General features: G+C 42.0%; 19 protein-coding genes and 1 tRNA gene. 15 read left to right on the forward strand and 5 right to left on the reverse strand.

All coding sequences use genetic code 11. The features are described 5' to 3' along the window. Window positions 1-49 precede the first annotated feature (49 nt). Genes CYP77_RS08280 through CYP77_RS08295 form a run of 4 tightly spaced genes read right to left on the reverse strand, consistent with a single transcriptional unit; the run spans window position 50 to window position 2,582 of the window. Window positions 50-547 carry a SixA phosphatase family protein gene (locus CYP77_RS08280; RefSeq protein WP_103567534.1) on the reverse strand — a complete coding sequence of 166 codons (498 nt, stop codon included), beginning with the start codon at window positions 545-547 and terminating at the stop codon, window positions 50-52. Further along, on the reverse strand, window positions 544-1,356 hold the full coding sequence (locus CYP77_RS08285) for a ferritin-like domain-containing protein (RefSeq protein ID WP_103567535.1): 813 nt from the start codon (window positions 1,354-1,356) through the stop codon (window positions 544-546). The genes CYP77_RS08280 and CYP77_RS08285 overlap by 4 nt, the downstream gene beginning before the upstream one ends. After that, entirely contained in the window at window positions 1,343-1,918 is a 576-nt protein-coding gene (locus CYP77_RS08290) for a rhomboid family intramembrane serine protease (protein WP_103567536.1), read from the reverse strand. Before CYP77_RS08290 ends, CYP77_RS08285 begins: the two co-directional genes overlap by 14 nt. Continuing rightward, window positions 1,902-2,582 carry an NlpC/P60 family protein gene (locus tag CYP77_RS08295; RefSeq protein ID WP_103567537.1) on the reverse strand — a complete coding sequence of 227 codons (681 nt, stop codon included), beginning with the start codon at window positions 2,580-2,582 and terminating at the stop codon, window positions 1,902-1,904. Before CYP77_RS08295 ends, CYP77_RS08290 begins: the two co-directional genes overlap by 17 nt. A 138-nt stretch (window positions 2,583-2,720) precedes the next feature. Between CYP77_RS08295 and murA the strand changes: the two genes are divergently transcribed. From murA to CYP77_RS08370, 15 genes are all read left to right on the forward strand, one after another. Beyond that, entirely contained in the window at window positions 2,721-3,989 is a 1,269-nt protein-coding gene (gene murA / locus CYP77_RS08300; RefSeq protein WP_103567538.1) for a UDP-N-acetylglucosamine 1-carboxyvinyltransferase, read from the forward strand. A gap of 2 nt (window positions 3,990-3,991) precedes the next feature. After that, a complete protein-coding gene (locus CYP77_RS08305) occupies window positions 3,992-5,152 on the forward strand; it encodes a molybdopterin molybdotransferase MoeA (RefSeq protein ID WP_103567539.1) in 1,161 nt (386 codons plus the stop codon). Between the two features lie 50 nt (window positions 5,153-5,202). Continuing rightward, window positions 5,203-5,277 (forward strand) — tRNA-Gly (locus CYP77_RS08310). Window positions 5,278-5,342: 65 nt separating this feature from the next. Continuing rightward, window positions 5,343-6,149, forward strand: a complete 807-nt coding sequence (flgA, locus tag CYP77_RS08315; RefSeq protein WP_103567540.1) for a flagellar basal body P-ring formation chaperone FlgA — start codon at window positions 5,343-5,345, stop codon at window positions 6,147-6,149. Beyond that, the gene (locus CYP77_RS08320; RefSeq protein WP_103567541.1) at window positions 6,146-6,697 is read left to right on the forward strand and encodes a UbiX family flavin prenyltransferase; all 552 of its coding nucleotides are present in this window, start codon (window positions 6,146-6,148) and stop codon (window positions 6,695-6,697) included. The genes flgA and CYP77_RS08320 overlap by 4 nt, the downstream gene beginning before the upstream one ends. Further along, the gene (gene coaD / locus CYP77_RS08325; protein ID WP_012001782.1) at window positions 6,694-7,164 is read left to right on the forward strand and encodes a pantetheine-phosphate adenylyltransferase; all 471 of its coding nucleotides are present in this window, start codon (window positions 6,694-6,696) and stop codon (window positions 7,162-7,164) included. Before CYP77_RS08320 ends, coaD begins: the two co-directional genes overlap by 4 nt. A gap of 1 nt (window position 7,165) precedes the next feature. Beyond that, entirely contained in the window at window positions 7,166-7,753 is a 588-nt protein-coding gene (gene tmk, locus CYP77_RS08330) for a dTMP kinase (RefSeq protein WP_103567542.1), read from the forward strand. Between the two features lie 30 nt (window positions 7,754-7,783). Next, entirely contained in the window at window positions 7,784-9,010 is a 1,227-nt protein-coding gene (gene hisS / locus CYP77_RS08335; protein WP_103567543.1) for a histidine--tRNA ligase, read from the forward strand. Next, the gene (gene speA, locus CYP77_RS08340) at window positions 9,007-10,842 is read left to right on the forward strand and encodes a biosynthetic arginine decarboxylase (protein ID WP_103567544.1); all 1,836 of its coding nucleotides are present in this window, start codon (window positions 9,007-9,009) and stop codon (window positions 10,840-10,842) included. The genes hisS and speA overlap by 4 nt, the downstream gene beginning before the upstream one ends. Window positions 10,843-10,853: 11 nt before the next feature. Next, complete coding sequence (locus CYP77_RS08345) at window positions 10,854-12,032, forward strand: pyridoxal phosphate-dependent aminotransferase (protein WP_103567545.1); 1,179 nt, start codon at window positions 10,854-10,856, stop codon at window positions 12,030-12,032. Beyond that, window positions 12,032-12,235 (forward strand): sulfur carrier protein ThiS, encoded by a 204-nt coding sequence (gene thiS, locus CYP77_RS08350; protein WP_103567546.1) that lies wholly within the window; start codon window positions 12,032-12,034, stop codon window positions 12,233-12,235. Before CYP77_RS08345 ends, thiS begins: the two co-directional genes overlap by 1 nt. A 7-nt stretch (window positions 12,236-12,242) precedes the next feature. Further along, complete coding sequence (gene thiF, locus CYP77_RS08355) at window positions 12,243-13,094, forward strand: sulfur carrier protein ThiS adenylyltransferase ThiF (protein WP_103567547.1); 852 nt, start codon at window positions 12,243-12,245, stop codon at window positions 13,092-13,094. Continuing rightward, the gene (locus CYP77_RS08360) at window positions 13,095-13,859 is read left to right on the forward strand and encodes a thiazole synthase (RefSeq protein ID WP_103567548.1); all 765 of its coding nucleotides are present in this window, start codon (window positions 13,095-13,097) and stop codon (window positions 13,857-13,859) included. It begins immediately after the preceding gene. Beyond that, a complete protein-coding gene (gene thiH / locus CYP77_RS08365; RefSeq protein WP_103567549.1) occupies window positions 13,859-15,013 on the forward strand; it encodes a 2-iminoacetate synthase ThiH in 1,155 nt (384 codons plus the stop codon). The genes CYP77_RS08360 and thiH overlap by 1 nt, the downstream gene beginning before the upstream one ends. Next, window positions 15,006-15,611, forward strand: coding sequence for a thiamine phosphate synthase (locus CYP77_RS08370; RefSeq protein WP_103567551.1), 606 nt, complete (start codon window positions 15,006-15,008; stop codon window positions 15,609-15,611). The genes thiH and CYP77_RS08370 overlap by 8 nt, the downstream gene beginning before the upstream one ends. A gap of 111 nt (window positions 15,612-15,722) precedes the next feature. On the opposite strand, the gene CYP77_RS08375 is transcribed toward CYP77_RS08370, so the two are convergent. Next, window positions 15,723-20,423, reverse strand: coding sequence for a hypothetical protein (locus CYP77_RS08375; protein WP_103567550.1), 4,701 nt, complete (start codon window positions 20,421-20,423; stop codon window positions 15,723-15,725). Window positions 20,424-20,482: the final 59 nt, after the last annotated feature.

The following is a 20,482-nucleotide window of genomic DNA, read 5'->3' on the forward strand; positions in this document are numbered from 1 at the left end:
CTTTATGCCTATCAAATCACAATAAATGAATTTGCGTTTTTTCTAAAACTTATCTTTGATGTTTCTTTGGGTGGTCAAAAAACAGAGCTTTTGCACTGCCCTCTTTTAGCTCTTTAAATTTACACTCAAACTCTATACAAAAAATGCCTGAAGTTGGGATATTATCGATCGATGAGTCGCTTAGATATTCGCAAATTTCAGTTATGCTAGGATTGTGCGTGATGATGAAAATTTCATCTAAATTTTTATCCAAATTTCTTACAAACTCTAAAAGATCCTCAAAACTTATGTCGTAAAGCTCATTTTTTATCTCTATGGATTTTTCTTTAAATTTTAAAGTTTTGGCGATGATTTTTGCTGTTTGCTCGCTTCTTTTAGCGCTACTTGAAAAGATAGCTCCTGGCATCACATCATACATTTTTAGCCTGCTAGCCATAAATTTAGCATCCTCTTTTCCTTTTGGGTTAAGCTCTCTTGAAGCGTCTTTTGCGCCGTCTTTGTTCTCATCAACTGCTTTTGCGTGCCTTATGAAGTAAATTTTGCTCATGATCTCTCCTTTGAGAAATTCTTTATCCAACTAAGCTCTTCCTCGCTAAAACCTGCCTTTAAACGGTCTTTTTCGTTGATCTCTCTAATGCTTTTAAATGAATTTGGATATAAATTTAATATGATGTCAAAGTAGCTTTTCTCATCGACACCCTCTTTTTTGCAGGCAAATTTAAACCATTTATCGCCCTTATAAACGTGAGAAACTTCCTCTTTTAAGATGACTTTTAGGCACTCAATAAGCTCCTCGTTACCGCCCTCGATTTCTAGCCTTTTAATGATGTGAGCGTTTGCGTCAAGGCCGTTTGCCTCCATATATCTTGGTAGCAGTGCCATGCGGCTAGTAAGCCTATCTGAAGTCTTTTGAAGTGCGATAAAAAGGCCGTCATGCACGCTTAGCTCGCCGTATCTGCCGCCTTGTTTTGTGAGTAAATTTTCTATCATGCAAAAGTGCCTGATCTCATCCTCAGCCACCTCCAGCCAGTCCTCGTAAAACTCCCTTGGCAGCCCTCTAAATCTATAACAAGCATCAAGCGCGATGTCAATGGCACTAAACTCGATGTGAGCGACTGAGTGGATGAAATTTAGGTTTTTATCTTTTGGCTTTACCTTTTTGTTTAGCTCTTTCATACTAACGACGTCACAAAATTTAGCATAGCATGGGGTATTTAGCTCATTTGGCGCAGAAATTTCATCAAAACAAATATCCAAATTTGATCTAAATTTCTCATAAAATAGCTCAAATTTTAAAAATTTAAGCCCCACATCGCCTTCGTTTAAAATGTCCCAGATCTCATCAAAAAATCTCATCTGCTCTCTTTAAGTAAAATTTAGCATACAAACAGCCGACAGCCCAGCCTATAAAGTGCGCGTACCATGCGACATTTATGCCCATAAGTAGCGGTAAAAAGCTCATGGCAACAACGATGGCAAAGTAGCCAAACCACGCCTTTTTGTCTGAGTAAAGTAACGAGGTCGCCAACATACCAAAGAGCATACACAAAGCGCCGCTTGCACCGACTAAATTTATAAATTTCTCATTTTCAAATGCAAAATATATATAAATAAAGCTTAAAATTTGCGTCAAAACGCCACCAACGATATAAAAAATGATAAATTTTTTCGTACCAAGATATAGCTCGCTCATCGTGCCAACTTGATATAAAAAGAGCATATTCATGAGCAAGTGACCTGCGCCTGCGTGCATGAAGATAGATGTAAGAGGCTGAAAAAGGTAGAGTTTTTCTAAAAAATAGATATTTAAGCCAAGCGCGAGCCATAACTCACGCGAGTGCAGAAAGGTGACACCAAAAAATGCAGCTAAATTTAAAAGGATAAGTGCAAATGTAGCTGGGCTACTTAGCTTTGCCATATCCAGCAAATCTATTTGCCGCAAGGCAGCTAGCGTTTGAGCATCTTACAACGTAGCTATTTATCTCTTTGTCGCCCTTTAGATGCGTGTTTTTTTGTTTTAAATTCATATAACTGTGGATGATCCTGCCGCCAGAGTTGTGGATAAATTTCACCGTCTCGTCTGGGAGTATAGCTGTTACGATGCCGACGTGAGTGATATTTTTCTTGTCTTTATTTTTTTGTATGCCTTTGCCAAGGGTGTTTGAAAAGAAGATAAGATCGCCTTTTTTTGGATTTTTATGAGTAATTAAATTTTGGCTTTCATAGAAGTTGTAGATGGCTTTTGATTTCCTGCCACCCTTGCTGTAATAGTTATTGATTGTTTTTTCATCAAAATACATATTTTTATATTTTGCATTTACGATAGATACAAAGCCTGAGCAGTCGCCCCCTGCTCTAGTGTTTAAGTATTTTTTAAAAAATGAACCAAATTCTTTATCTGCTCTGCCGTCATCTTCGTTTAAAAGCTCACTTGAAGTTTGTCTGCTAAAGTCTTCGTTTGTAGAGGCGGTTTGATTGTAGTCATTTTGTGGGATTTTAGGCTCATTTGAGGTGAAAGAACAACCTGTAAAAAGTGCGATACAGAGTGCAAAAAATATTCTTTTATTTATTAAACTTAACATATTTTTATCCAAAATAATTAATTTTCGTAATTTTAACTCTTAAATGTAAATAAAGCGAAAATAGCGCCCTGTTTTCTTTACTCTAAGTTTAAAAACAATATAATCGGCAAAAAATATATTTTCTTAAGGCAAAAAATAATGATGCACTATCTAAAAATAGAAGGCAATGCCAAATTAAGCGGCGAAGTAAAGATCAGCGGAGCTAAAAATGCCGCCCTACCTATCATCGCCCTAACCCTACTTGCTAAAAATAAGATAAATTTAACAAATATCCCAAATGTCGCTGATATAAAGACGCTTTGCCAGTTGCTAGTTAATCTTGGCGCAAAGTGTGAATTTAAAGATGAAAACTCACTAAGTATCGATACAAGCAGCGTAAATTCAACCACGGCAAACTACGACATCGTTAGAAAGATGCGCGCTTCTATATTGACACTTGGTCCGCTTCTAGCGCGCTTTGGACACTGCGAGGTGAGCCTGCCTGGTGGCTGCGCGATCGGACAAAGACCTATTGATCTGCACCTAAGCGCACTTGAGAAAATGGGCGCAAATATCGAGATAAAGCAAGGTTACGTCGTCGCAACTGCGCCAAATGGCCTAAAAGGCGCAAAGATCGTTTTTGATAAGATCACCGTAACTGGCAGCGAAAACATCATTATGGCAGCGGCTCTAGCGCACGGCACGACAGAGCTTTTTAACGTCGCACTTGAGCCTGAAGTGGTGCAAATTTGTGAAATTTTGGCAAAAAGTGGCGTAAAGATCGAAGGCATCGGCACGAGCGAGCTAAAGATCACTGGTAGCGGTCAAAAGCTACTTGAAATTTGTGATATCGAGGTCATCCCTGATAGGATCGAAGCTGGCACATACCTTTGCGCTGGAGCTATCACAAATAGCAAAATTTCAGTCACAAGGGCAAATGCTGCGCACATGACGGCCATTTTGAATAAATTTGAAGAGATGGGCTTTGGTATTGAAGTGGATGGCGATAAGATCACGATTTTGCCGACAAATGAGATAAAGCCAGTCGAGATAAGAACGACTGAGTACCCTGGCTTTCCAACCGATATGCAGGCTCAGTTTATGGCGCTTTGTCTTGCAGCAAATGGCGTTAGCACGATAGATGAGAGGCTTTTTGAAAACCGATTTATGCACGTTAGTGAGCTAGCTAGAATGGGCGCTGACATCCGCCTAAACGGTCACATCGCAAGCGTTTATGCCCCTGCAAATTTAAATGCAGCTGATGTCATGGCGACTGACCTTAGAGCAAGCTCAGCGCTGATACTAGCCGCTCTTATCGCAAATGGCGAGAGCTTGGTGCATAGAATTTACCACCTTGATAGAGGCTACGAGAGGCTTGAGGAGAAATTTAAAAGCCTTGGGGCAAAAATAGTTAGGCTTGAGGAGTAAAAATGCTAGTAAATGACGCACTTGAGGCTTTAAGAGCTAAATTTAAACCAAAAAATGAGAGTGAAATTTTACCTCTTAGCGAGGCGCTTGGCAAAACCTTAGCAAATGACGTGATAGCGGTCAAAGACCTGCCCTGCTTTGACAACTCAGCACTTGATGGCTTTGCAGTTAAATTTGATGAAAAAGATGAGCCCTATAAGATCATAGCAAGTGCCTTTGCAGGCGATAAAGAGCAGCTAAGTATCGGCAAAAACGAGTGCGTGAAGATAATGACTGGCGCAAAGATGCCAAAAGGCTCTGACACGGTCATGAGATTTGAAGATTGCGTCGTTGAGGGCGAGTTTGTGAAAGCGCCAGCTAAGCTTAAAAAAGGCGAGGCTTACCGCTTTAAAGGCGAAGAGACAAAGGTTGGTGAAATTTTACTCAAAAGTGGCGAAATTTTAAACACAAGAAGCGTGATGATGCTAGCAGCTCAGGGCATAAGCTTTATAGAAGTTAAAAAGCAGCCTAGTGTTGGAATTTACTCAAGCGGAAACGAGATCATCGAGCCTTGGCAAAGGGCGAGCGAGGATGAAATTTACAACGCAAACGCACTTGGCATAGCTGCACTTCTTAGCTCAATCGGTCAAAAAAGCTCATATCTTGGTATCATAAAAGATGAGCTAAGCGCTGTAAAACAGGCATTTTTAAACGCTGCAAACTACGACATCGTTATCTGCTCTGGTGGAGCGAGCGCTGGTGAGGCTGACTTTATGAAGATAGCCCTAAGCGAGCTTGGATACAATGAAATTTACTCGCACCTTGACATAAGACCTGGCAGACCTTGTAAGGCTTACGAAAAAGATGGCAGGCTTGTCTTTGTGCTACCTGGAAACCCTATGGCTGCTTATCTTTGCACGATGATGCTTGTTCTGCCACTTCTAAAAAGCGAATGTTTTGTGACACAAAAAGCTATCAATAGTGAAAATTTAAAGGTAAAATCGGGCAGAGCAAATGCTGTTTTTGGCAATGTAACTGATGGCAAATTTATAGCAACTGACGGCGGAAAATATGGCTCAGGCATGATAAATCATATATTAAAGAGCGATTTTGTGTTGATAACTAGCCCTGATCAAGGTGAAATTTTACAAAATAGTGAAATTTCACTCATAAAACTTCCATAATCCTTGACAAATGAAAAACAATTTGATAGAATGCGGACTTCATTTTGATTGCGGGAATAGCTCAGGGGTAGAGCACAACCTTGCCAAGGTTGGGGTCGCGAGTTCGAATCTCGTTTCCCGCTCCATCTTTTTTATACTCATTTTTTTATTTTCCACAAAACTTTTTGCAAATGAAGTCAGCATCTATCCGATGTATTGTGTTGTAAATGATCAAATTTCACTTAGTACTTTTGGCTTTGAGGGCGAAGATAATGAAATTTTAAACTTAGAGGGCAAAAGAGCAGCCAAGATAGATAGTAAAAAACTCTATGAAATTCTAACAGCAAATTTTAAAACATATAATGACAAAAGCGGCGGTAACGTGGCTTTTGTGAAAAACTGCTCTATCATGGATGAAATTCAGATGCAATTTCTAAGAGAGATCAGCAACGAGTATCCAGGCATCAGCGTGAGCGATCTTAGCATCAGCCCGCAAAACAAACTCCCTGCAAATTTTAAAGATCTAGTCTTTAAAAATATCTTCTTAAACGACCAAAATAGCCAAAAAGGCGTTTTTAGAGCCTCATTTGAGGATATTGATCTAAGCTTAAAAAGCCTTTACTTTAAATTTAGCTTTAACGCCAAAATGCCAGTTTTTATCGCTATAAATTCAATGAATACAAACCACATTTTGAGCTTGCTTGACTACCAACCAACGATGATCGAGTTTAGCAAATGGCCACGTGACGCGCTTTTTGGGCTTAGCGCCTCAACGCTTGTTACAAAAGTGCAGATAAGAAGCGGAGAAATTTTAACCAAACGCCAGTTTAACGCCATAAGCTTAGTAAAAAAAGGTCAAATGCTAAATGCAGTCTTAAGCGAGGGTGGCGTCAAGATAATCGCTGAAGTAAAGGCGCTTGAAGATGGAAATTTAGGCGATATGATAAAGATAAGAACAAGAGAAAATAAAATTTTACAGGCCACAGTTTCAGGTAAAGACGAGGCAGTTATAAGATGAAAAAAGTAGTTTTTGCAGCCACCGGAGCAAGTGGAGCTGGGCTTTTTCTAAAGCTAATAAATGCCGCAAAAGATAGCTGCGAAGCGCACGTCATAGTTAGCAAAAACGCTATGAAAGTCTTGGAGGCTGAAGAAAATTTAAGGCTAAATTTAGATGATCTTGGTGTAAAAATTTATGATGATTTGGATCTTAGCGCAGGCCCAGCTTCTGGCTCGTTTGGCACGGATGCTATGATCATAGCGCCCTGCTCTACCAACACTCTAGCAAAGGTTGCAAATGGCATAAGCGACACACTCATCACAAGAGCTGCAAGTGTCGCGCTAAAAGAGAGGCAAACCCTAGTTTTGGGCGTTAGAGAGATGCCATTTTCTGCGATCGCACTTTCTCAGATGCAGCTGCTCTCATCTCTTGGAACCATCATCGCACCCCCAGTTTTAGGCTACTACGCAGGCATAAAGAGCCTTCATGATATGGAAAATTTCATCATCGGCAAGTGGCTTGATGCTTTAAAAATTCAAAATAATTTTTACAAAAGGTGGCAAATTTGAAAAAATCTTGCATCTATCCAGGGACCTTTGACCCCATAACAAACGGCCATTTAGACGTTATCATAAGGGCTACAAAAATTTTTGACAAAGTAATCGTCGCAGTTGCAAAAAGTGATAGCAAACAGCCGATGTTCGCACATGAAAAGCGCATCGAAATGGCAAAAGAGGCAGTTTGTGAGCTAAAAAATGTAAGCGTGCTTGGCTTTGATAACTTGCTTGTTGATTTTGCTAAGTCGCACGGCATAAACACCGTAATCAGAGGCCTTCGCGCGGTTAGCGACTTTGAGTATGAGCTACAAATAGGCTACGCAAACGCTGCACTTTGGGACGAATTTGAGACGGTTTATCTTATGCCAAGCTTAAATAACGCCTTTATCTCAAGCTCGATCGTCCGCTCAGTCTTGCGCCACGACGGCGACGTGAGCAACCTAGTGCCAGCAAAAATTCTAAAAAATTTAAAGGCGTAAAATGTATGTTTTGTTTGAAGGCATTGACGGCGTTGGCAAGAGCACGCAGATAGAAATTTTAGCTTCTAAATTTAGTGATGTCGTCGTCACAAAAGAGCCAGGCGGCACGCAGCTTGGTGAAAATTTACGTGAAATTTTACTAAGCTCAAATATAAAAATAGGTAAAAGGGCTGAAATTTTACTCTTTTTAGCTGACAGGGCTGAGCATTTTGAAAAGCTGATCCAACCAAATTTAAGTAGGCTCATTTTAAGCGACAGGGGCTTTATCTCTGGCATCGCCTACGCTTTGGCAAATGATGAAAACTTAGATGAAAACGTGCTTTTAGAGCTTAATAAATTTGCACTAAATGATAAATTTGCAGATAGGATCATCTTTTTTGAAGCAAGCCGTGAGCTAATAAGCTCGCGCCTAAAAAATAGAGGCACAAGCGATAAGATCGAGGCTCGAGGGCTAGAATATCTTTTAAAAGTGCAAAGCCTGATGAAGCAAATTCTAATCAAAAATGGCTTTGAAACGCTTTTTATAGACGCGTCTAAAAGTGTAGAGCTAATTTCAAAAGAGATAGAAAATTTTATAAATTTTAAGTAAAATCACAAAAAATAAAAAAAGGATAATGCGATGATAACGGCACTTCGTGGCATGAAAGATATGCTTCCAGCTCGCGCAAAACTTTACGCACAGATAATAAAAACCTGCGAGGAAGTCGCAAAAAACTACGGATATGAGCAAATTTTGACCCCACACCTCGAGGAGACGGCGCTTTTTAAAAGAAGTGTCGGCGAGAGTAGTGACATCGTGGGTAAAGAGATGTATCAGTTTGAAGACAAAGGCGGCAACGACGTTTGCTTGCGTCCTGAGGGCACAGCTGGCGTGGTTAGAGCTTTTATCGAGGCGAAGCTTGACAGGGCAAATGTGACAAAACGCTGCTTTTATCACGGCTCGATGTTTCGCTACGAGCGCCCACAAAAAGGTCGTTTGAGAGAATTTCACCAGTTTGGCTGTGAGTGCTTTGGCGAGGGCAGCGTCTATGAAGATGCGAGCATTATCTTGATGGTAAGCGAAATTTTTAACAGACTAAATATCAAAACAACCCTAAAAATAAACTCGCTTGGCGATGAGAGCTCGATGAAGTCTTACAAAGAAAAGCTTGTCAAATTTCTAGATGAAAACGATGAAAAAATTTGCGAAGACTGCAAAAGGCGCAAGCTTTTAAACCCTATCCGCGTGCTTGACTGCAAGGTCGAGAGCTGCCAAGAAATTTATAAAAATGCTCCAGTCATCACTGATAGTTTAAGCTGCGAGGCGCAGGCTGATTTTGCAAAGCTGCAAGAAATTTTAACGGCAAATGGCGTTAAATTTGAGATAGATACCAAACTCGTTCGCGGCTTAGACTACTACTGCAAGACGGCGTTTGAGTTCATAAGCAACGAGATCGGCTCACAAAGCGCGGTCGCAGGGGGTGGCAGATACGACAGGCTTGTTGAGTATCTTGGCGGTAGAGCAAGTTACGGCGTTGGTTTTGCGATGGGCGTTGAGAGGATAATGGAAATTTTAGGTGAGGCCCAGGATGAGCGAGCTGGAATTTATCTTTGCGCGCTTGATGCGCCAAATTTAGACTTTGTCTATGCGCTTGGCTCGAAACTTCGCAAAAAATATCAAGTCGAAATTTCATACGAAGCCAAAAAACTTCAAAAGCATCTGCAAAATGCCGACAATAAAAATGCAAAAATTTTCCTTTGTGTGGGCGAAAACGAGATGAAAGAGAATAAAATTTGGTATAAAAATTTAGAGACCAAAGGTGAAAAAACGATAAATTTAGATGAGCTTGAAAAGGAGCTGGGATGAATGATTTTGGACTTAGCATTTGGGGCAATTCAAATTTTGTGATAGAAGACGGCAAAGTCTGCATAAACGAAGCTAGCAAGCCAGCGATCATCGACATCGTGCGTGATATCAGGGACGACGGATATAGAGGGCCACTACTGCTTCGCTTTCCACACCTTATCCAAAAGCAGATCGAGCAGATCCACGCAAGCTTTGCAAAGGCAAAGAAAGAATTTGCCTACAAAGGCAGCTTTAACGCCGTTTTCCCACTTAAAGTAAATCAATATCCAGGCTTTGTAAAAAATCTAGTTCGCCTTGGCAAGCCCTATAACTACGGCCTTGAGGCTGGTAGCAAGGCTGAGCTACTTCTAACTATGGCTTATAACAACGACAAAGCGCCTATAACAGTAAATGGCTTTAAAGATAAAGAGATGATAAATATAGGCTTCATCGCCGCAGAAATGGGGCATAACATCACGCTAACGATCGAGGGCTTAAACGAGCTTGAAGCGATAATCGCCATCGCAAAAGAGCGCTTTAAACCAAAACCAAAAATCGGACTTAGAGTGAGGCTACACTCGACAGGATCAGGCCTTTGGGCAAAAAGTGGAGGCATACACTCTAAATTTGGTCTAACATCAACCGAGCTCATAGAAGCTGTAAAGATGCTAAAAAAGGCAAATTTGCTTGAAAATTTCACGATGATACACTTTCACATCGGCTCTCAAATAAGCGAGATCCACCCTCTTAAAAAGGCACTCATCGAGGCTGGCAACATCTACGCTGAGCTTAGAAAAATGGGCGCAACAAATTTAAAAGCGATAAATTTAGGCGGCGGTCTAGCGATTGAATACTCGCAGTTTAAAGAGGAGAGCAGCAGAAACTATACACTAAACGAATACGCAAACGACGTTGTTTATATGCTTAAAACCATAAGCGAGCAAAAAAAGGAGATCGAGCCAGATATTTTCATAGAGTCAGGTCGCTACATCGCCGCTTCTCACGCGCTTTTGGTCGCTCCTGTGCTTGAGCTTTTTTCTCAAGAATACACCGAAGAGAAGTTAAATTTAAAGAAAAACAATCCAAATTTAATAACCGAGCTAGTTGATCTTTACAAGTCAATCAAGCCTTCAAATGCCCTAGAGTACCTGCATGACGCTATCCACCACACCGAGAGCATCCTCACACTCTTTGATCTAGGCTATGTCGATCTGCAAGATAGATCAAACGCAGAGGTGCTATTAAGGCTAATTAGCAAAAAAGCTGTCGTGATGCTTGGTAATAAGAGCAACTCAAGCGATCTAACCAAAATTCAAAAAGAGGTTCAAGAGAGATACCTGCTAAATTTCTCGATCTTTCAAAGCTTGCCAGACTTTTGGGGACTAAAACAAAATTTCCCTATCATGCCACTTGACAGGCTCGATGAGCGCCCTACCCTGCCAGCTTCGATCTGGGACATCACCTGCGATAGCGACGGCGAGATCAGCTATGATGATGAGAAAAACCCACTGCTTTTGCACGATGTGGATGTGGAGAAGGAGGACTATTTCTTGGGATTTTTCCTAGTTGGAGCGTATCAAGAGGTGATCGGCATGAAGCACAACCTCTTCACTCATCCAACAGAAGCCACGATAGAGATAACAAGTGATGGCTACAAGGTCACAAATTTACTAGAGAGCCAGTCGATCCTTGATATCATGGAGGACATGGACTACGATATCTACGAGATCCAAGACACTCTAAACGAGCGCTTAGAGAAATCAACTCTGATAAACGAAACGCAAAAGAAGCAAATTTTGGGCGAACTTTATCTATTTTTAAATGATAATAGCTACTTAAAGACAATCAACTAAAAAGGACGAAAATGCAACTAGCAAACAGAATGCAAACATTAAGCGAGTCAATCACAATCGCGATCAGCACAAAGGCCAAAGAGATGAAGGCTGCTGGCATCGACGTGATCTCGCTTTCAGCTGGTGAGCCTGACTTTATGACTCCAAAAAAGATAAGAGAAACTGTAAAAAACGCACTCGATAACGACAGCAAAAGCGGCAAATATACGCCGGTGCCAGGTTTGCCTGAGGTTATAGACGCCATTAGAGCAAAGCTAAAAAGAGATAACGGACTTGACTATAAAGCAAGCCAAATAGTCACAAACATCGGCGCAAAACACTCACTTTTTAATGTATTTCAAGCGCTTATCAACCCAGGTGATGAAGTCATCATCCCATCTCCATACTGGGTGAGCTACCCTGAGATCGTTAAATTTTGTGGTGGCGTGCCTGTCTTTATCGAAGCAGACGAGAGTACAAATTTTAAAATAACAGCCGAGCAGCTAAAAAAAGCAATCACACCAAAAACAAAAGTCTTTTCGCTAAATCACCCGACAAATCCAACTGGAGCTGTATATACAAAAGAGGAGATTGCTGCATTTGGCGAGGTTTTAAAGGGGACTGACATCATCATCACAAGCGATGAAATTTATGAAAAGGTGATCTACGGCAAAGAATTTCACGCAGTGGCCTCAGTGAGCGAGGATCTTTTCAAAAGAACGGTCACGATAAATGGCCTAAGCAAGTGCGGAGCGATGCCTGGCTGGAGATTTGGCTACATAGCAAGCTCGATGGACTGGCTAATCGCTGGCATCAAAAAGCTTCAAAGTCAAAGCACAAGCAACATCAGCTCGATCGTGCAAATAGGTGCTATCCCATCACTTCTAGGCGAAACTGACGAAGATATCGAAAACATGAGAAAAGAGTATGAAAAAAGACGCGACGTGGCTGTTGAGATGATAAATGCCATCCCTGGGCTAAGCGTAGTTAAGCCTGATGGCGCGTTTTATCTATTTTTAAAATGCAAAGATATAGATAGTGACTCACTTAGATTTTGCAAAAAGATGCTTGAAGAGGCAAACGTAGCGACGGTGCCAGGTGTGGGCTTTGGCATGGAGGGATACTTTAGAATTTCTTTTGCAACAGACATCGAGAGCATAAAAAAAGCGATCGAGAGGATCGCAAATTTTGTAAAAAGTTACAAAATTTAATGATCAAATTTACTATTAATGGCAAAATTTTCGAGCTTGAAAACGATATTAGCGTTTATGATTTTTTAGCTCAAAATGGCTATGAGCTTAAATTTATAGCCCTTGAGCGAGACGGAGAAATTTTGCCAAAAAAGCTTTGGAGTGAGCACTTTATGAGCGAGGGCAAAGCTTATGAGATCGTCACTTTAGTTGGCGGTGGATGAGGAGAAAATGATAGAGATAATACTAAATGGCGCAAAATTTAATGTGCCAGTAAAAAGCCTTAGCGAGCTAAAAGAGCTTGCACTTGGCGATAAAGAGAGTGAAATTTATAAATTTTTAGAGAAATTTAACGCAACAAAGCCGGACATTTTTATCGTTGATGGCTTTGCTATAAAAGAAGATAGCGAGCTAAAAGATGGCTCAAATGTCGTATTTATAAGGCGTGGCGTGATGCCTGAGCGTGAAGTTTTACACTCAATGATCGCTTCACGTAATAGCCCTGAGCTAAATTTAGCCCTAAGTAAAGCCGTGATCGGCGTGGCTGGACTTGGAGGACTTGGCTCAAATATCGCGCTAAGCCTGGCAAGAGTTGGCGTAAAAAAGCTAGTGCTTGCCGACTTTGACGTGGTCGAGCCAAGCAATCTAAACCGCCAGCAGTATTTCGTCCGCCACATCGGCATGAAAAAGACACAGGCACTAAAAGAGCTGATAAATGACGTCAATCCCTTTGTTGAGGTCGAAACTCACGATATATTTTTGGATGAAAAAAATGTTGCTAGCGTCTTTGGCGAGTGCGAAATTTTATGCGAAGCCTTTGACAACGTTGCTGGCAAGGCGATGATACTAAACGAGGCTGGGGCAAGCTTAAAAGATAAAAAGATCATCGGCGCCTCTGGCATGGCTGGATATTTTAGCTCAAATCTCATAAAAACCATAAAATTTGCCAAAAATGTCTATCTTTGTGGCGACCTCACAAATGAAGCAAAGATCGGTCAAGGGCTCATGGCGCCACGCGTTGCGATCTGCGCAAATCATGAGGCAAATTTAGCTATTAGGCTACTTATGGGCTTGGAGGCGTAAGTGCAAAGTGATAGTTTGATCCTTGGCGGCAAGGAGTTTCAAAGCCGCTTTATCCTTGGCTCTGGCAAGTACTCACACGAGCTCATCGACTCAGCCGTAAACGAGGCTGGAGCGCAGATCCTAACCCTTGCTCTTAGGCGCATAAACGAGAGCAAAGAGCGCAATATACTTGACTTTATCCCAAAAGGCGTGACACTTTTGCCAAACACAAGTGGCGCTAGAAACGCCAAAGAGGCCGTTCGTATCGCCCAGCTCGCACGTGAGCTTGGGTGCGGCGAGCTTGTAAAGATAGAGATCATAACTGACTCTAAATTTCTCTTTCCAGACAACACTGAAACCATAAAAGCCTGCGAAGCATTGGCAAATGACGGCTTTGTGCCGATGCCATATATGTTTCCTGATCTAAATGCCGCAAGAGCGATGCTAAGCGCAGGAGCTAGCTGCATAATGCCTCTAGCTGCGCCCATTGGCTCAAACCAAGGGCTAGTTTTTAAAGATATTATTGAAATTTTGATAAACGAGCTTGATACGCAGATCATAGTTGATGCTGGCATAGGCAGGCCATCACAAGCGTGCGAAGCGATGGAGATGGGAGCAGCTGCTATCATGGCAAACACAGCCATCGCCTCATCTAAAAATATCCCGCTCATGGCAAGAGCCTTCAAAGAGGCCATCATCGCTGGTCGCAACGCCTATCTAGCAGGGCTTGGCGCAAAGAGCAAAAGCGCAAATGCCTCATCACCGCTCACTGGATTTTTAGACTGATGAAATTTACAAGAACCGACCACATGCAGCTACTGCCTCACATGCAGGATGTTGGCAGCGACATTATGGATGAGATTTTAAAAGAGCGAGCGAGCTATAAACCTGAAATTTACACCGAGGCTGACGTCAAAGCAGCTATTAATGCAAAGCACTGCTCGCTAGAAAATTTAAAAGCCCTACTCTCGCCTGCTGCAGCGCCATTTTTAGAGCAAATAGCCCAGCTAGCTCAGGCAAAGACAAGGGCAAATTTTGGCTCAAACATCACGCTTTTTACTCCACTTTACATAGCAAACTACTGCGACAATCTCTGCGTTTATTGCGGTTTTAACGCTAACAACAAGATAAAAAGAGCAAAGCTAAGCGACGAGGAGATCACAAGAGAGCTAAGAGAAATTTCAAAGAGCGGCTTAGAAGAAATTTTGATCCTAACAGGCGAGAGCGAGACCAACTCAAGTGTGGCTTATATCGCAAACGCCTGCGCTTTGGCAAAGAAATTTTTTAAAGTCGTTGGCGTTGAAATTTACCCATTAAATTCAGACGGCTACGCCCTACTTCACAAAAGTGGCGCAGACTACGTGACCGTCTTTCAAGAGACCTACAATCCCACAAAATATGAGAAGATCCACCTTGGAGGCAACAAAAGGATCTTCCCATACCGATTAAATGCGCAGGAGCGAGCGCTTCTTGGGGGCATGAGAGGGGTCGGCTTTGCGGCACTTCTTGGCATAGATGACTTTAGACTTGACGCCTTTGCGACCGCACTGCATGCAAGCTTGGTTCAAAAAAAATATCCGCACGCAGAGATCGCATTTTCATGCCCAAGACTTCGCCCTATCATCAACAACGACCACATCAACCCACGTGACGTGGGCGAGCGCGAGCTTTTGCAAGTGATCTGCGCTTATAGAATTTTCATGCCAACAGCTAGCATAACTATCTCAACCAGAGAAAAGGCGAAATTTCGCGATAATGCCGTAAAGATCGCCGCAAACAAAATAAGCGCTGGCGTAAAAGTGAGCATCGGCGCTCACGGCGAAGAAAAAAAGGGCGACGAGCAGTTTGAGATAAGCGACGACAGAAGCGTAGACGAAATCAAGGCTATGATAAAAGCAAACGGACTAGAACCACTAATGAGCGAGTATGTCTATGTTTAAAATTCTCTGCGTGGCCGACTTTGAAAGCTATGAGGGCGATGACTTTTTAAAGAGAATTCAGCTACTTTGCAAGGTCGGTGTGGATGAAATTTTGCTTCGTGCAAAGGGGCTAGACGAGGCTCATTTTTACGATCTTGCTAGGGTTGTGGCTCAAATTTGTGAAAACTACCGCAAGAAATTTATTATTAATCAATTTTTTGACGTAGCTTGCAAGCTAAAGAGTGACTTTTGGCTCACTTCGGCACAGCTTGATTTTTTTAAAAATCACGGCGTTTTTTTAGAAGAATTTAGACAAACGGCTAAAATTTACACCCCAGCCCACGACCTAGAGCAGGCTAAAATTTCAGCCTCTATCGCTGACGTGCTCGTTGCTTCTCATATATTTGCCACATCTTGCAAGGCGGGTTTAGAGCCAAAAGGGGTAAATTTTATAAGCGAGCTAAAAAGCCTTGATAAAGAAATTTACGCACTTGGCGGACTAGATAACAAAAACTACAAAGAGGCCATAAAAGCTGGTGCAAGTGGCGTTTGCTTCATGAGCCTAGCGATAAACGGCGATATAGAGCTTATAAAAAAGATAGCAGAGAGCAAAAAATGAGCAAATTTAGCTCTTTTTGCATAAAATTTTACATATTATTTTATATATAAAACTACATAAAATTAAATTTATAGACTATTCTTAGTCCTCTTATAAGAACCAAGATGAGCTTTACAACAGATCAACCTGTACACCGTCTTGGATCTCGATAAAAACGGTGTGCTTTGAGTTTATTGTGTTGCCATTGATAACTTCTTGGCGATTAAATGTTGCTTTATAGACCTGATTTACCGCGTCTCCATCGCTTGTGACATCTACTTTGTTGTATGTATCGCCAACGACGCTATGCTTATTATTTAGCGTGGTGATATCTGCTTTTGTGGCTTTTACAAAATCATGTGTAAGCTGCACTAGGTCTTTGCTATCGCCTATAACCTTTAGCACGGTATTTACGCTCTCGCTGGCTGCGCTATTGCTCGCATCTCTTGTATTTCTACTATCTACGATGTCAAAGATACCATTTGGGCTAAATTTTATAGAAACAGCCTGATCTGCACTACCAAGTTGCACTTTTTCAAAGTTATTTATCTTTTTAACATTGTCTAAATTTGAAAAATCCACATCATCAACCACTATAAGCGTATCTACTCCGCCTTTGCCGTCTATCGCCCTGCCCTTGCTATAAACAAAAGCATCATCTAGGTTGCCGCCCTTTACGTCACCTTCTTGCTTTAGATATACAGGGTCACCAAAATTTGCCTCGCTATATTTGCTTGTATTTATCTCGTAAGAATTTGTAGTGCCTATCTTTTTTATAAAATCATTTTGAATGAGCGCTTCAACGTAGTTGTTGCTAAAGAGGCGAGTACCACTATGTTCTGACCCCACCAAAGTATCTGATGGATATGGTCCACTAGCTGGTGCACTATTTTTTTGCATTATATACAAAGATAAATTCATCTCGCCAGTTCCATCCATATACTCCATATCAAATTTATAAAAGCCAGCCTTATTAAATGTAAAATCCCTGCTCCACCACTGACCATTTTTGCCATATGATACTTCTGTGGATGGTTGTATGAATGTTGTTGCACTTCCAAATTTTTGTGTATTGCCATTTATAGTTAGCTCTACATAGTTGTGTAGGTCGGCTGCTCTTACTGAGTATGTTCCAGGAGCATTTACATATATCCAACCATCCATTTTCATGACAAGGTCAGAGCCAACAGGATTTGACTCACCAAGTGTGTAGTTGCCTGGCTTGCCTTTTAGTATGCCATTTGTAAAGCTTACATTTTCTCCTGTGCCAGCAGTCGTATCTACGCCGTTTCTAAATTTCTTTGGTGCGTATGGATTAGATGCGTCATATAAGGCATCACTTCCGTATCTACCCACTCTTGCTAGATCCTCTGCGTGCATGTTGCCTTGATCACGTAAGGTCTTATAGTGCGTCCCAGAAGCAAACTGCACAACGTCATATGTGGTAGAGGCGCTTGGAGAGTAAATTTTGATATAGTCCTTATAGATAGACTTGCCACCTCGCTGCGTATAAACACCAGAGTCACCACCAACTCTAGCCGTCCATGAAGGATCGACGTAGTTATAAAACCACATATCAGCATCAAGACCGCTATTGCCGATAAAAGTTACCGTGCTAACAGAGACGTTTCCTGCTGCGTCGGCGTTTTTTATCATGAAATTTGCTCCAGTGCTGTTTGCTGGTAGAGCAAAATTTTCAGAGTAGCTGTGCGTATCATCAAGAGTGGAGCTTTTATGGACGGAATTTAGCAGATCGTAAAGATCTACTTTGTTTATGGTGTTTTTATTTAGAGTGTTATTGCCACTAGCATCGGTGCCGACACTACCTGAGATATCTACGCTAGTAACGTGTGAAGTTGCCGTTGGAGTGCCGATCGCATCAGGGGTGGCGTCTAGGTCTATATGAACCATTAGATCATCATCCTTTGTGCCATCGCTTTTTAAAACGGTCGCTCTTATGTTTGAATATCTCTCATCTAACTTTATACCAAGGGCTTCAAAGTCCATATTTACACGTTTATCTGCGCCGACAACTAGATCTATATATGTTTGCCCGCTTGGTAAAATTTTGGCATTACCATGATCATCCTCAAGTGCTAAACGAAGCTTTGTGCCAGGGTCGCGGTCCACGCCAAATACGATGTTTGGCTGTTCGTCATTAGTAAGTGAGATGTTGTACTCTTTTATAGTTTTGGTCTCATCATCAAAGTTATTTTTCTGGATAACCTTCTCATAGTCCTCCACTCTAAGATATTTAGCGATATTTACTGCTCCGCCATCTATCTGCGTGGCAAGCTTGACGTCATCTATATAGCCTAAAATTCCAAAGTCAAAGAGCCTGCCACGTACTCCATCAGTCGTAGTGGCCTCGTTTGGTGTTGTGATAGTGGCTCTAACAGGCGTAGAGTGATCGACCGAGATAGGGACATTTGGTATGCTAAATTTACCATCCACGATAGGAAGTGGCGCTGAGCCGTCGCTTGGCAAGGCGGTTAGCCCGTCGTCGCTTATTGTATATTTGACCGTTGTGGTTATAGATGGTATGGTAGGAGTCGAGATCGTAACGCTTACATTACTTCCTGGTTTTGCGTTGCTAGGCACGTAGATATCAAGGTCACTTTGGGTTGATGGTGAGCCAGAAGGAGTTGTGATGCTATCTATGAGCCCATCGCCGTCATTATCCCTTGCAAACTGCACCTTTATGCTGTTATCTACGGTAATCTCGTCTGTGACTGGGTCTGCTTTATTGCCAGCTTTGTCAGTAAATGTGGTCGTGAAATTTGTTGTAACGCCATAAAGTTTTGTCGTAGTCTCTATAGTGCCATTATTTACACTAATAGCTACGCCATCATCTCTTGTGGCACTATATGCGCCGGATGCGTTTTGAGAAATTTTAATGGTTATCTTATCTGTTTTGCCGTCGCTTCCTGCGATATCTATCTCAAATTTATCGCCATCTCTTGCGTCGTTTGGAATTTTCATCTTTATGGAGGTTTTCGCACCATCAGGGCTAAAACCGCTCTCTTTACTAGTTAGCACGCCGTCTTTATCGCTATCTTTTGCAAACTGCACGTGCGGAGACCTAACAGGCGCAACCGTATCGCTTGAAATTTCACTCACACTTGAAGCTTTTGTAGCTCCAGTCATGCCATCAATGATCGTCGTGCTTAGCTTTTTCCTGCTTGGATCAGTTGAGCTTGTAGGGTCAGCGACTGTGATCTTGCCATTTTGGATAGAGATAGTCTCGCTACCGCCATCAAGCGTGGCAGTAAGTCCGTCAGGTGCGATAGTATAGGTCTTTGTAACACTTGTTGGTGTGCTGGCTGGGTCATCGACCTTTATGCGGATCTTGTCGCCAACTGCGGCGTTGTTTGGCACGTAGATATCGATAAGCGACGCTGTGCCACCACTTTTAGCTAGTTCGGCTGCATTTATAATGCCGTCTTTGTTCTCATCAAGGGTAAAAACGGCGATCGGATCGTTATTGTTTGCGATAGTTATCGTATCTGTAGCGCCTGGGTTGCCTGATTTGCTTATCATTTGGATATTTACATTTGTTGGCGTCGATGATGAAATTTTAACAGCACTTGCCACGTTAAAGCCGACATTTCCGCCGCTTTCACTTGTAAGCGCATAGCTCTCGCCACTATCTTTATCTACAAGCGTGCCACTAGATGTTTTAATAAGCGTCTTTTCATGCAAAGTGCCGTCTGGATCAGTGGTGGTGAGCTTTATCTTGTCGCCTATTTTCATATTTGGCGATAAAACGATCTTTGCGTCATCGCTTGGCGTACTGTTGGCTGGATTAAAGCCATTTTCGCTAGCGTCTATCACGCCGTCGCCGTTTAGGTCTTTGCCTAAAACGACCTTTGTAAAGCTAAGAGCTGGCGTAACGGTATCAACGCTTGCGGCCGCCTTTGCTGGAGCTGAGCTAGTGCCATTTGCTAGTGTGATGCTAGAGCTTACATTAAACGGGGCATTTGGCGTTATAGCAACGCTTGGGATGATAAATTCTTTTTGATCTGGATTTGTTGCATTTGGCGTGATAGGCAAAATTTCGCTTGGATTGTTTTCATTTATCACACTTGTGCCTGCAAGATCTACTTTGTAAGAAAACGTGGTCTTTACGCCGTTATTTACAACTTCTAGCGTTACTTTGTCGCCTGGCCTAAAGTCATTGTTAAAAGCGACTGCCATGCTTGTGTGGTTAGGATCGCCGCCTGCTTCTGCGATATTGATATAGCCGTCTTTATCAAGGTCTTTTAAAAGTGTGATACTTGGTGCTTGGATAGCTGGAGCGCTCTCTTTTTGCAAAGCCGCTACTGGTGCTGCTCCGCTAATAGAGCTAACCGGCATTGCTGGCTCGCTTGAGATGATAGCTGGCAGCTCTAGCGTACAGCCGTCAAACCAAACTACGTTTGAGATGTGTCCTTGCGTGTCAAAATTTGACCCATTTATGCTTGCTGTGTCGCTACCACGGCTTGAGCCATGAGAGTGGTGGCTAGAGTTTTGAGCGTTTTCGTCGCTGTTTTTGCTATCTGAGCCTTCGCTCTCTACGATCTTTGCCCTCTTATCCTCTTCTATCTGCGCTTCATTGCCTTGGGTGTCAAATTTTGCATTTGATAGCTCTTTTGTGATAATGATAGTTTGTGGTTCAAGTAGCGTGATAGGTGCAGCGTGGTCAAAATTTATAACGATAGTGTCGTTGCTGCTTTGCGTGATGATCTCATCACCCAAAAATATCTCGTCGCCTTGCTTTAGCAAGATCAACTTTCCGTTTCGTTTTACAAAAACTTTTCCACTTATCTTTGCGACTATACCAACGCTTTGCATCTTTCTTCCTTTAAATTTAAAACTAAAACATCCATTTAAAATTTCACGCGATTATAACC

Origin of the sequence: Campylobacter concisus, from assembly GCF_002913865.1 — a bacterium.
GTDB classification, from domain to species: domain Bacteria; phylum Campylobacterota; class Campylobacteria; order Campylobacterales; family Campylobacteraceae; genus Campylobacter_A; species Campylobacter_A concisus_AM.

Bases quoted from the DNA above. Each gene is read 5' to 3' on its own strand.
- CYP77_RS08280 (WP_103567534.1), bottom strand. From the start codon at position 547: ATGAGCAAAATTTACTTCATAAGGCACGCAAAAGCAGTTGATGAGAAC.
- CYP77_RS08285 (WP_103567535.1), bottom strand. From the start codon at position 1,356: ATGAGATTTTTTGATGAGATCTGGGACATTTTAAACGAAGGCGATGTG.
- CYP77_RS08290 (WP_103567536.1), bottom strand. From the start codon at position 1,918: ATGGCAAAGCTAAGTAGCCCAGCTACATTTGCACTTATCCTTTTAAAT.
- CYP77_RS08295 (WP_103567537.1), bottom strand. From the start codon at position 2,582: ATGTTAAGTTTAATAAATAAAAGAATATTTTTTGCACTCTGTATCGCA.
- murA (WP_103567538.1), top strand. From the start codon at position 2,721: ATGATGCACTATCTAAAAATAGAAGGCAATGCCAAATTAAGCGGCGAA.
- CYP77_RS08305 (WP_103567539.1), top strand. From the start codon at position 3,992: ATGCTAGTAAATGACGCACTTGAGGCTTTAAGAGCTAAATTTAAACCA.
- flgA (WP_103567540.1), top strand. From the start codon at position 5,343: ATGTATTGTGTTGTAAATGATCAAATTTCACTTAGTACTTTTGGCTTT.
- CYP77_RS08320 (WP_103567541.1), top strand. From the start codon at position 6,146: ATGAAAAAAGTAGTTTTTGCAGCCACCGGAGCAAGTGGAGCTGGGCTT.
- tmk (WP_103567542.1), top strand. From the start codon at position 7,166: ATGTATGTTTTGTTTGAAGGCATTGACGGCGTTGGCAAGAGCACGCAG.
- hisS (WP_103567543.1), top strand. From the start codon at position 7,784: ATGATAACGGCACTTCGTGGCATGAAAGATATGCTTCCAGCTCGCGCA.
- speA (WP_103567544.1), top strand. From the start codon at position 9,007: ATGAATGATTTTGGACTTAGCATTTGGGGCAATTCAAATTTTGTGATA.
- CYP77_RS08345 (WP_103567545.1), top strand. From the start codon at position 10,854: ATGCAACTAGCAAACAGAATGCAAACATTAAGCGAGTCAATCACAATC.
- thiS (WP_103567546.1), top strand. From the start codon at position 12,032: ATGATCAAATTTACTATTAATGGCAAAATTTTCGAGCTTGAAAACGAT.
- thiF (WP_103567547.1), top strand. From the start codon at position 12,243: ATGATAGAGATAATACTAAATGGCGCAAAATTTAATGTGCCAGTAAAA.
- thiH (WP_103567549.1), top strand. From the start codon at position 13,859: ATGAAATTTACAAGAACCGACCACATGCAGCTACTGCCTCACATGCAG.
- CYP77_RS08370 (WP_103567551.1), top strand. From the start codon at position 15,006: ATGTTTAAAATTCTCTGCGTGGCCGACTTTGAAAGCTATGAGGGCGAT.
- CYP77_RS08375 (WP_103567550.1), bottom strand. From the start codon at position 20,423: ATGCAAAGCGTTGGTATAGTCGCAAAGATAAGTGGAAAAGTTTTTGTA.